This window comes from Acidovorax sp. CCYZU-2555, assembly GCF_018413525.1.
GTDB lineage: Bacteria > Pseudomonadota > Gammaproteobacteria > Burkholderiales > Burkholderiaceae_C > Comamonas.
Genome location: NZ_JAHCDD010000137.1, coordinates 1 through 7,116, shown reverse-complemented (window position 1 = coordinate 7,116; position 7,116 = coordinate 1). Strand labels below are relative to the sequence as shown.

The window sequence follows — 7,116 nt, the reverse complement described above, 5'->3', positions numbered from 1 at the left end:
ATTGCCGTTTTCAGGCCTTGGGCAACTGCGCGCGCACCAGCGCCAGGCGCAAGGCCAGGCCCGGCAGCACGCGTGTGCGCAGCGCCGCAAGCGGCTGCTGCCAGCGCGCGGTGTCGGCGCCGGGCGTGCGCGCGATGCGGCTCCAGGCCCAGCCCAGCAGCAACAGGGCGAGTGCCTGCAGGTAGTCGTCGGCGACCGCATAAGGCAGTTGCGCATCGGCTTGCGCGGCATCGATCACTTCGGCTGTGAGCGCATCGAAGCCGGTCATCGCGGCGCGCAATTCGGCGTCCAGCGACTGGTCTGCATCGAGTTCGTCGTGCAGCGCGCGCAGCAGCTGCGCAAGCGCCTGGCCCTGGTCCGACAGCACCTTGCGCACCAGCAGATCGATCGCCTGGATCTCGTTGCTGCCTTCGTAGATCATCGCCACGCGCGCGTCGCGCACATGCTGCTCTATGCCCCATTCGCGCACATAGCCGTGGCCGCCGAACACCTGCAGGCAGTCGCTTGCGCCTTCGAAGCCCTGGCGCGTCCACGCGGCCTTGAGCACGGGCGTGACCAGCGCGCACCAGCGCTGGGCCTGGGCGCGCTGCGCGGCGTCGGGGTGGTCGCGCGCGGCGTCGAGCGCCAGCGCCGTGCGGTAGGCGAGCACGCGGCCGCCGTCTATCCAGCAGCGCTGCACGTCGAGAATGCGGCGCATCGCCGGGTGTTCGATCAACAGGTCGGCGCGGTCGTTGTCGCCGCGGCTCGCGGGCCGCGCTCCGGGCGCGCGCATCTGGCGGCGTTCATGCGCATAGGCATGGGCCTTTTGCCAGGCCGCGTCGAGCAGCCCCATGCCCTGGCCCGCGACCATGAGTCGCGCGGCATTCATCATCAGGAACATCGCGCCCAGGCCCGCGCCTGGCCGGCCCAGCAGCCACCCTGTCGCGTCGTCGAAGCGCATCTGGCAGGTGGCGCTGCCGTGCAGCCCCATCTTTTCCTCGATGCGCTCGCAGTGCACGGCGTTGCGCGTGCCGCCCGGCAGCAGCTTGGGAACGAGAAACAGCGACAGGCCCTTGGGGCCGGGCGCGGCGCCGGGCAGGCGCGCGAGCACCAGGTGCAGGATGTTGTCGCTGAGATCGTGCTCGGCGTTGGATGCGAAGATCTTGCTGCCGCGAATGCGGTGTTCGTCGGGAATCGCGCCCGCGCCGTCCACGGGCCTGGCCTGGGTCTGCACCAGGCCCAGGTCGCTGCCGGCCTGGGCTTCCGTGAGACACATGGTGGGCAGCCATTCGCCCGAGGCCAGCGGCGCGAGGTACTGCGCCTGCAGCGCGGCGCTGCCATGCTGCTTGACGCATTCGTAGGCGCCATGGATCAGGCCCGGTGCCATGGTCCAGGCATGGTTGGCCGCGTGCAGCCATTCGTAGAGCACGATCTCCAGCAGCCGCGGCAGGCCCTGGCCGCCGTCTTCGGGCGCGGCCGCGAGCGCGGGCCAGCCGGCCTGCCAGAACGCGCGGTAGGCCGCGGCAAAGCCCGGCGGCGTCGTGACTTCGCCCTGGGCCCAGCGGCAGCCCGCGGCATCGCCGCCGGCGTTCAGCGGCGCGACGACTTCGCCCGCGAATTCCGCGGCCGCGTCGAGAATCTGCGCCATCAGCGGCGCGTCGGTCTCGGCCTGCGCGGGCAGCGTCTGCAGGAACGCGGGCGCCTGCAGCACATCGAAGACCAGGAAGGCGATGTCGTCGGGGCGGGGCTGGTAATGCATGAGAAAAAAGAACGCGCGGTGGGCCGCGCGGGAGTCAGGGAAAAAAGAAAGGGCCGCGCGGCGCGCAGGCCCGGGCGTCAGGAGTCTGCGGTGAAGCCGATCTTCTTGATGATCGGCCCCCAGTGCGCGTATTCGGCCTTCTGCCAGCGTTCCATTTCTGCCTGGGTCGTGCCGTGCGGAATCAGGCCCATGATGGCCAGGCTGTCGGTCACGCTCTTTTCCTTGAGCGCGGCATTGATCGCGGCATTGGCCTGGGCCTGCACCTTGGCCGGGGTCTTGGCGGGAGCGTAGAAGCCGAACCATTCCTCGGTCGTGAGTTCGGGAAAGCCGGCTTCGGCGAACGTCGGCACATCGGGCAGCGAAGGAAAGCGCTGCGGGCCCGAGGTGGCGAGAATGCGCAGCTTGCCGGCCTTGTAGTTCGCGAGGTAGTCGCCGCAGGGCGACATCACCGAAGCGATCTGGCCGGCCACGGTGTCGGTCACGGCCGGCACCACGCCGCGGTAAGGCACATGCTTGAGCTCGACGCCGCTGCTGATGCCCAGCAGCGCGCCCAGGAAGTGCGGCGTCGAGCCCGCGCCCGGCGAGCCGTAGTTGGCGAGATCGGGGTGGGCCTTGGCCCAGGCGAGGTAGTCCTTGACGGTCTTGACGCTGGCCGGAACCATGGGCCCCACGGCCAGGCCGTGGTGCATGATCGCGCCTATCGATATCGGCGCGAAGTCCTGCGCCGTGTAGTTCAGCTTGCTGTAGATGTGCGGGTAGTTGGCCAGCGCCGAGACCTGGGCCAGCGCCAGCACCGAGCCGTCGGCGGGCGCGGTCTTGAGGGTTTCGAGCGCGATGCGCCCGCCCGCGCCGGGCTTGTTCTCGACGATGCCCGAGAGGCGCGAATACGCCGAGCCGGCAAGCTTTTCACCGACGCGGCGCGCGACGTTGTCGCCCGCGCTGCCCGCGGGAAAGCCGTAGTAGATCTTGACCTGCTCGACGATGGGGGCCGCGGTCTGGGCCCGGGCCGCAAGCGGGTGCAGCGTGGCCAGCGCGGCGCCGGCGCCGAGGGTGTGGATGAAGTCGCGTCGTGTCGTCATTTTTGTCTCCATTGTGGTTATCGTTGACGGGGCGGGAACGGGGGGCAGGCAGGGCCTGCGGACTCAGCGCGGCGCCATGCGCAGCGCGCCGTCGAGCCTGATGACTTCGCCATTGAGGTGACCGTTGGTCACGACCTGGCTGGCGAGCTGGGCGAACTCCTCGGGCTTGCCCAGGCGCGAGGGAAACGGAATGCTTGCGGCCAGCGACTGCTGCACGGCTTCGGGCAGCTCCTGCATCAGCGGCGTGGCGAACAGGCCGGGCGCGATGGTACACACGCGTATGCCGTGCTGCGCGAGATCCCGCGCCATCGGCAGCGTCATTCCCACCAGCCCGCCCTTGGACGCGCTGTAGGCCTGCTGGCCCACCTGGCCGTCGAACGCCGCGACCGAGGCGGTGAACAGCATCACGCCGCGCTCGCCGTCTTCCAGCGGAGCGAGCTTGGCGCAGGCCGCGGCGAACAGCCGGCTGACGTTGTAGGCGCCGATCAGATTGACCTGGACCACGCGCGTGAAGTCTTCGAGCGGTGCGGCGCTGCCGTCGCGCTGCACGATGCGCTTGGCGCTGCCTATGCCCGCGACGTTCATCAGAATGCGCGCGTCGCCGAGACCCGCCCGGGCCTGTTCCAGCGCGGCCGTGACGCTCGCGGTGTCGGTGATGTCGCAGGCGCAGGCCAGCGCGCGGCCCGCGCCGTGTTCGGCATTGATGGCCGCGGCCACGCGTTCGGCCTGGGCCAGATTGCGGTCGAGAATCGCGACCTTGGCGCCCTGGCGTGCGAGTTCGCGCGCCGTGGCTTCACCCAGGCCCGAAGCGGCGCCGGTGACGAGTGCGGTATGTCCTTGGATCTGCATGGTGGTGTTCTCAGGCTTTGGGGAAAAGAATGCCGGGCGCGCTGCCGTCATGCAGTGCGTCGACCAGCGCCGCGCGGTGGTTCAGCACCGCGCGCTGGTTGACCGAACCCTTGTCGGTGATTTCGCCGCGGTCCAGCGACGGCGGCTCGGCGAGCAGCACGGCGCGCGCCACGCGGCTGGCGCTGCCCGTGGCCTGGGCCGCGAGCCGGCCCAGCAGGGCTTCGATCTGCGCGCGCACGCCGTCGCTGGCCAGCACGTCGGCCCAGGGCGCGTCGGCGCTCAATCCGCTGATCTCGCGGCAGCGCGGCGAGGGGAACATCAGCAGGCCGACTTCCTTGTGGTTCAGGCCGGTGACGACCACGTCCTGCAGATAGGGCGCGCCCGCGGCCAGCACCTTGGTGCGCAGCGGCCCGACGCTCACGAAAGTGCCCGTGGCCAGCTTGAAGTCCTCGGCGATGCGGCCGTCGAAACGCAGGCCGCGGTGCACGTTGTCGGGGTCTATCCAGCGCACGGCGTCGCCGGTGCACAGGAAGCCTTCGTCGTCGAACGCTTCACGCGTGGCGTCGGCATTGCGCCAGTAGCCGGGCGTGATGTTCGGGCCGCGGTAGCGCACTTCGGTCTTGCCGTCGACCTCGACCAGCTTGACGGTGGTTCCGGGCACGGGGCTGCCTATGTCGCCGGCCGTCACATCGGGGCTGTTGACGAACAGCGCCGACGGCGCCGACTCGGTCATTCCCAGGCCCGTGGCCATGATGATGCGCTCGCCCAGCGCCGCCTGCTGCGTCGCGTGCAGGCTGTCCCAGACGGGCTGCGACAGCCCCGCGCCCGAGTAGAAAAAGAAGCGCACGCGCGACAGCAGCGTGGTGCGCAGCTGGGCGTCGGTCTGCATCGCCTGGGCGATCATCTCGAAGCCCGTGGGCACGTTGAAATACACCGTGGGCGCGATCTCGCGCAGGTTGCGCAGGGTCTCGCCTATCAGCGCCGGCGTAGGCTTGCCGTCGTCGATGTAGAGCGTGCCGCCATGCTGCAGCGTGATGCCGACATTGTGGTTGCCGCCGAACGTATGGTTCCATGGCAGCCAGTCGACCAGCACCGGCGGCGCTTCGGCCAGCGCGGGCAGCGACAGCGTGATCTGCTGCAGGTTCGCGCACCACATGCGCTGGGTGTTGATCACCGGCTTGGGCAGCTTGGTCGAGCCCGAGGTGAACAGGAACTTGACGATGGTGTCGGGCCCGGTCGCATGCATCGCCGCATCTACCGCGGCAGTGGCCTCGGTGGCCAGCAGCTGCGCGAAATCGGTGGTCTCGCGCTGCGCGAGTTGGCCTTCGATCAGCACCACTTCGACGTCATTCGGCACGGTCGCGGCAATCGCCGGGCCGAAGCGCGTGCCATCGGCGGCCAGCACCAGGCCGGGCGTCAGCGTCTCGATCACATGGCGCAGCTTGGCGTAGTCCTGGCTGACCGTCGCATAGGCCGTGGATACCGGGCAGTAGGGCACGCCCGCGTACATGCAGCCCAGCGCCATCAGCCCATGTTCCAGGCTGTTTTCCGTGAGCAGCAGCACCGGTCGTTCGGCGTTCAGGCCGCGGTCGATCAGGGCCTGGCCTATGCGGCGCGCGGCATCGAGTGCCTGGCCGTAGCGCAGGTGCTGCCAGTCGCCGCTGCTGCCGTCGGGCAGGCGCGCGCGGCGCGCGAGAAAGCTGTTGTGCGGCGTGGCTTCGGCCCAGTGCAGCAGGTAGTCGGTGACGCGGCGCGCATAGGCGCCCAGCGGCAGGTCGGCGTCGAGGTAGCGCACGCCCTGGGCGCCGGCGCGCACGCTGACGCGCGTCACGCCAAAGGCCATGGGGCGGTAGGGCGCGGCGGCGGGTGCGGCGCTCACGGGGGCGAAGGCAAGGGCGGACATGGTGCGGGCTCCTTATTGCTTGCTGACCTTGGCCGCGCGGCCTTCGAGGAAGTCATTGAGCCTTTGCTTGGCTTCGGGCGCGCTCTGGGCGATCGCGGCCATCATGGCTTCGGTGAAGTAGCCCTGGTCGGCCGGCTGTTCGGCGATGCGCGGCAGCGCCTGGATCAGCGCGTAGTTGGTCAGCGGCGCGTTCTGCGCGACGCGCAGCGCGAGCGCGCAGGCCTTGTCGAAGGCCTGGCCTTCGGGCACCAGGTACTGCGCCAGGCCTATGCGCTCGCCGTCCTGCGCGTCATAGACGCGGCCCGTGAGCATCATGTCGGCCATGCGCGCCGCGCCTATCAGCTTAGGGATGCGCACCGAGCCGCCGCCGCCCACGAAGATGCCGCGCGAGCCTTCGGGCAGCGCATAGAAAGTCGAGGCGTCGGCGACGCGGATATGGCAGGCCGTCGCGAGTTCGAGGCCGCCGCCGACCACGGCGCCATGCAGCGCCGCGATCACCGGCACCGGGCCGAACTGCACGCGCTCGAGCGCCGCATGCCACATGCGCGAATGGTGCAGGCCCTGGCCCGCGTCGCGCTCCTTGAGTTCGCTCAGATCGAGGCCGGCGCAGAAATGCGGGCCCTCGCCGTCGATCACCGCGGCGCGCACGCTCTTGGGCAGGGTCTCGAAGATATCGCGCAGGGCGAGGATCAGGCTGTCGTTGAGCGCATTGCGCTTGGCGCTGCGCGCGAGGCGGATGACGGCGACCTCTTGGTCGTCGCCGCGCAGTTCGAAATGGATGTCGGGGTGGGTCATGGTGCTCTCCGTATGGCTTGATTTTGGTTATTATTTATAACCATATCAATACGGAAAAGCGGCTTTGATCCTGGGACTTACCCGCGGGAGTTCAGTCGTAGACTTTTTGCAAAAGCTTGATCAGCGTCTTGCGCTCGGCCGCCGTGAGCCGCGCCGTGGCTTCGAGTTCGAGCGCGGTGACGGTCTGCTCGGCCTGCGTGTTGAGCGCCTGGCCGGCGTCGGTCAGGTACAGGCCCACGGCGCGGCCGTCGAGCGGATGCGGGCGGCGCACGATCAGTCCGCGCTTGTCGAGATTGCCGACCAGGCTCACCAGATTGGGCGGAAGAATGTTCAGGCTCGCGCAGACCTGGCGCGACGTGATGCCCGGGTTGTACGCGATCAGGTTGAGCAGCGAGAAGTCGACCACCTTGAGGTCGTACTGCGCCATGCGTTCGACAAACAGGCTGATGACGGACAGCGCGGCGCGGCGCGCGTTGTAGCCCACGTGTTTGCGCAGGAAGTCGGTATTGACCGTGTCGACCATATCGACGGTCACGGGAGAGGAAAGGGATTTGGCGCGGGGCATGGAGAGATTGTGCCGTGGCCGCAGCCCGCTGTGTCGCAGTGGCTAGGCCATTTCGGTCGCCGCGAGCGAGGCGCTGGATCCCAAGGGCAATAGGCACAGGAACTGCGTTCCCAGGTGCACGGCCAGCACCAGGCGGCCGTTGACCCATTGCAGTTGCGACTGGCCGGCTTCGGGCCGCGGCAGGCCG

At 69.2% G+C, this 7,116-nt stretch carries 6 protein-coding genes; all 6 read right to left on the bottom strand.

The genetic code is table 11. The features are described from left to right. Window positions 1-10: 10 nt before the first annotated feature. Window positions 11-1,738, bottom strand: a complete 1,728-nt coding sequence (locus KHY18_RS26555; RefSeq protein WP_213307356.1) for an acyl-CoA dehydrogenase family protein — start codon at window positions 1,736-1,738, stop codon at window positions 11-13. 77 nt (window positions 1,739-1,815) lie between these two features. Continuing rightward, entirely contained in the window at window positions 1,816-2,817 is a 1,002-nt protein-coding gene (locus KHY18_RS26550) for a Bug family tripartite tricarboxylate transporter substrate binding protein (protein WP_213307354.1), read from the bottom strand. Window positions 2,818-2,880: 63 nt separating this feature from the next. Then, window positions 2,881-3,666, bottom strand: a complete 786-nt coding sequence (locus KHY18_RS26545) for an SDR family NAD(P)-dependent oxidoreductase (RefSeq protein ID WP_213307352.1) — start codon at window positions 3,664-3,666, stop codon at window positions 2,881-2,883. Window positions 3,667-3,676: 10 nt separating this feature from the next. Further along, window positions 3,677-5,569, bottom strand: coding sequence for a feruloyl-CoA synthase (locus tag KHY18_RS26540; protein WP_213307350.1), 1,893 nt, complete (start codon window positions 5,567-5,569; stop codon window positions 3,677-3,679). A gap of 12 nt (window positions 5,570-5,581) precedes the next feature. After that, window positions 5,582-6,364, bottom strand: coding sequence for a crotonase/enoyl-CoA hydratase family protein (locus KHY18_RS26535; RefSeq protein ID WP_213307348.1), 783 nt, complete (start codon window positions 6,362-6,364; stop codon window positions 5,582-5,584). A gap of 91 nt (window positions 6,365-6,455) precedes the next feature. Beyond that, window positions 6,456-6,929, bottom strand: coding sequence for a MarR family winged helix-turn-helix transcriptional regulator (locus KHY18_RS26530; protein WP_213307345.1), 474 nt, complete (start codon window positions 6,927-6,929; stop codon window positions 6,456-6,458). Between the last annotated feature and the right edge of the window lie 187 nt (window positions 6,930-7,116).

Bases quoted from the DNA above. Each gene is read 5' to 3' on its own strand.
- KHY18_RS26545 (WP_213307352.1), bottom strand. From the start codon at position 3,666: ATGCAGATCCAAGGACATACCGCACTCGTCACCGGCGCCGCTTCGGGC.
- KHY18_RS26530 (WP_213307345.1), bottom strand. From the start codon at position 6,929: ATGCCCCGCGCCAAATCCCTTTCCTCTCCCGTGACCGTCGATATGGTC.
- KHY18_RS26540 (WP_213307350.1), bottom strand. From the start codon at position 5,569: ATGTCCGCCCTTGCCTTCGCCCCCGTGAGCGCCGCACCCGCCGCCGCG.
- KHY18_RS26550 (WP_213307354.1), bottom strand. From the start codon at position 2,817: ATGACGACACGACGCGACTTCATCCACACCCTCGGCGCCGGCGCCGCG.
- KHY18_RS26535 (WP_213307348.1), bottom strand. From the start codon at position 6,364: ATGACCCACCCCGACATCCATTTCGAACTGCGCGGCGACGACCAAGAG.
- KHY18_RS26555 (WP_213307356.1), bottom strand. From the start codon at position 1,738: ATGCATTACCAGCCCCGCCCCGACGACATCGCCTTCCTGGTCTTCGAT.